Raw genomic sequence first — 3,215 nt, forward strand, 5'->3', positions numbered from 1 at the left:
AGCCTCCATCGTGACGTGTTCGCCGTAACCCGTGGCCGCTCTCGCCCCCACCAGCGCGATCGAGCGGCCGAGCGAGTCGAGCGCCTCCTCTGTTCCTCTCGTCCACAGCGCGAGCGGAGCGTGCGGCCCGAGATCGGAGAGGCCTGCTGGCCACGACTGATCGCTCGGCACTCGCAATCGCACGCCGAATCGTGCGGCCTGGCGCAGTGCGACGATAGTGGGGCCAGACGAGAGTCGAGGCGTCCACCGCGCAATGGCCTTATCGGCGTCGTCGAGGGTGAGATCAGTCGACGCGAGTCTGACCAGCAGCATGTCGGGTGTCCATCGCTCCAGCAGCGCCGCAAGTGCCTGGGGTGCGCCGAGCCGGTCGACGATCTCACCCGCGACACCGTCGCCTGGTTCCGCGATGCCGCTCCAGGCGGCTCGAGCGAACCTCTCTTCGATCTCATCTCGATCAAGGTCGGCCCGACCAGGATCTGCCCCGGCGACGGCTCGCACAAGCTCGGCGACCTCCGCCTCTTTCAGTCCGAATATGGTCAACTCGAGATCGCCCTCCTCAGGTACAGCGCCTGCCCGACGTGATCCTTGGTGGGTACCGAGGCGCCGTCCAGGTCGCAGATTGTCCATGCCAAACGCAGCACACGGTCGTAGCCGCGCATGGTGATGCCGCCACGCTCAAGCGCGCGGTCGATGTCTACCGTGGTCGAGATTGAGAGTCGCGCTGCGGGCCCGCGAAGCCAGGCGCCAGGGACCTCGGAATTCACGGCCCACGGGGTGCCTGCCAGCCGATCCGCGGCTGCGGCTCGCGCCTGGACGACCCGCGCCCGCGCGACCGCGCTGGAGGTGTGCCCGCCCTCCGTGGAGAGGCGGAGTTGCGCCGCCGTGATGCGTTGCACTCTCAGCTGGATGTCGATGCGATCCAGCAACGGACCCGACAGCCGCCCGACATACCGTCGCCGCGACATCGGTGGGCACGAACACTCCGAATCTCGAGCGCCGTACTGGCCGCACGGGCAGGGGTTGGCCGCCATGACCAGCTGAAAGCGGCCAGGGAAGTGCGCGACCGCGGTCGCGCGGTGGATGCTGATGACTCCGGATTCGAGCGGCTGGCGCAGGGCATCCAGAACCGTCCTGGAAAATTCGGGAGCCTCATCCAGAAAAAGCACGCCGTGGGATGCCCGAGCCGCGGCGCCCGGTCGAATCTGCCCGCTTCCGCCGCCGACGAGCGCGGCGGCGGTCGCCGTATGGTGCGGGCTCTCGAGCGGAGGCCGGTGCGAGAGTGAGCCGCCAATGGGTAGCCCGCACAGGGAACGGATAGAGCTGACCTCGAGCGCGGCGTCGGCATCCAGATCGGGCAGCAGCCCCGGCAGCCGCGACGCGAGCATGGTTTTGCCGGCGCCCGGAGGGCCGAGCAGGAATACGTGATGGCCGCCGGCTGCTGCCACAATCATCGCTTCGACGGCATCGACGTTTCCCGCCACATCGGCGAGATCGCCGGAGTCGTCAATACGCTCCTGGGGAGCCGGACGCAGGATCGCCTCAACTGGTTCTGGAACAAACTCGCCCCCGTGCCAAATCGCGGCATCACGCAGCGACGCGACCGGAATCACCCTGACACCGGGCACAAGCGCAGCTTCGTCCGCGTTGCCGGTCGCGACCATGACGGTCGTGAACCCGGCACGGGACGCCGCGAGCACGCAGGGCAGAATACCGTCGATCGGCCTCAGCCGACCATCCAGTCCCAACTCGCCGAGGTGCAGCACCCTGTCGATCGATTCTGGTTTGATCGACCCCGCGGCGGCCAGTGCCGCGAGCGCAATCGCGAGATCAAAACCCGAGCCGTGTTTGGGGAGCGCCGCCGGCGAGAGGTTGACCGTGATCTTGCGATTGGGGAGACCACACCCCGAGTTCGTCGCGGCGGAACGCACCCGATCTTTCGCCTCGCCCAGGGCGGCATCGGGAAGCCCGATCAGCACGAAGGCGGGGAGGTTGCTGGAAATGTCCGCCTCGATCTCGACGACGGCCCCGCGCAGCCCGAGCAGCGATACAGACCAGGTGCGGCCGATCGCCATCAGAAGACTCGCTCGAGGTGCTCGACCTCGATGTCGCCGATGGCCGGCACGATGATGCCCACCGCGTCGATCCTGATGCGGTCATGATTGCCAGGGTGGGCCTCGCACCAGGCGGCAGCGAGCCGTCTCAGTCGCGCAAGTTTGGTCGCCGTGATTGCTTCGAGTGGATGCCCGAACGCCACACTCGACCGCGTCTTGACCTCCACGAAAACCAGCTCGGCACCGTCGCGAGCGACCAGGTCGATCTCGCCCTGCGGGCACCGCCAGTTTCGGTCCACGATCGAGTACCCCGCGTGCTCGAGGTACCGCGCGGCCATTGCCTCACCGCGAGTGCCGAGCGCATCCTTTGCTGCCATGCCACGAGGATGGCGGAGCGGGGGCGACCGCAGAAGCTACCGGGGCGATCAGCGCTGATGGGCTTATGAGGTCGTCCTGTGGAGGAGTAGCCAGCCTTGTGGGTGTGCTGGAGGAGTAACCCCTACTCGTCGAGCGCGAGCTCTTTCGGCAGCTCCAGTTCTTTCGCCGAGAGCTCCTCGACGTTGACGTCCTTGAAGGTCAGCACGCGCACCGATTTCACGAAGCGGTCGGAGCGGTACACGTCCCACACCCACACGTCGTTCATCGTCAGTTCGAAGTAGAAGTCGTGCTCGGTGTCCTGTCGCACGAGCTCGACCTCATTGGCCAGATAGAACCTGCGCTCGGTCTCGACGACGTAGCGGAACTGGCTGACGACATCCCGATACTCCCGGTACAACGCCAGCTCGACCTCGCGGTCGTAGTCTTCGAACTCGTCTTCATCCATGCTGCGTCGAGTCTAATCGCTGGTGGCGGCGCAGAGGTCGGGGCGGGCCGGGGCACGGGTCAGGTCAGGTCAGCGAGCATGCAACCACGTGTGCCGATGCAGCTCGGTCGCGCCGAGGCTAGAGATGGCCGCGAAGTGCTCCGCGGATCCATAACCCTTATTGCCCTTCCAGCCGTAGCCCGGCAGCGACTGGTCTGCCTCGATCATGAGGCGGTCACGATGAACCTTCGAGATGACGGATGCCGCGGCCACCGATGCGCAATCACGATCGGCTTTCACCTGAGTTCGCACTCGCGGCGGCCTGGCGAGCGCGGGGGTGAGCCAGTCGAACGAACCATCAA

Annotated in this window: 5 protein-coding genes; all 5 read right to left on the minus strand. The window is 66.5% G+C overall.

Features of this window, described 5'->3' with window-relative positions; all coding sequences use genetic code 11:
• On the minus strand, nucleotides 1-540 hold a 540-nt coding region (locus tag RMN95_RS05145; protein ID WP_309615879.1), incomplete at its 3' end, for a DNA-processing protein DprA.
• Nucleotides 537-2,072: a YifB family Mg chelatase-like AAA ATPase gene (locus RMN95_RS05150; protein ID WP_309615880.1), complete on the minus strand. Its 1,536-nt coding sequence runs from the start codon at nucleotides 2,070-2,072 to the stop codon at nucleotides 537-539. The genes RMN95_RS05150 and RMN95_RS05145, both read right to left, overlap by 4 nt.
• The gene (locus tag RMN95_RS05155; protein ID WP_309615881.1) at nucleotides 2,072-2,428 is read right to left on the minus strand and encodes a YraN family protein; all 357 of its coding nucleotides are present in this window, start codon (nucleotides 2,426-2,428) and stop codon (nucleotides 2,072-2,074) included. The genes RMN95_RS05150 and RMN95_RS05155 overlap by 1 nt, the downstream gene beginning before the upstream one ends.
• Before the next feature lie 122 nt (nucleotides 2,429-2,550).
• Nucleotides 2,551-2,874 carry a DUF2469 family protein gene (locus RMN95_RS05160; protein WP_097061390.1) on the minus strand — a complete coding sequence of 108 codons (324 nt, stop codon included), beginning with the start codon at nucleotides 2,872-2,874 and terminating at the stop codon, nucleotides 2,551-2,553.
• Nucleotides 2,875-2,943: 69 nt separating this feature from the next.
• Nucleotides 2,944-3,215 (minus strand): ribonuclease HII (locus RMN95_RS05165; RefSeq protein WP_397545250.1); only part of this gene is annotated, 272 nt, incomplete at its 5' end.

Source organism: Salinibacterium sp. (genome assembly GCF_031364185.1).
Taxonomy (GTDB): Bacteria; Actinomycetota; Actinomycetes; order Actinomycetales; family Microbacteriaceae; genus Rhodoglobus.

Excerpts from the sequence above, each read along its gene's own strand:
- RMN95_RS05150 (WP_309615880.1), bottom strand. The coding sequence starts at position 2,072 with ATGGCGATCGGCCGCACCTGGTCTGTATCGCTGCTCGGGCTGCGCGGG.
- RMN95_RS05155 (WP_309615881.1), bottom strand. The coding sequence starts at position 2,428 with ATGGCAGCAAAGGATGCGCTCGGCACTCGCGGTGAGGCAATGGCCGCG.
- RMN95_RS05160 (WP_097061390.1), bottom strand. The coding sequence starts at position 2,874 with ATGGATGAAGACGAGTTCGAAGACTACGACCGCGAGGTCGAGCTGGCG.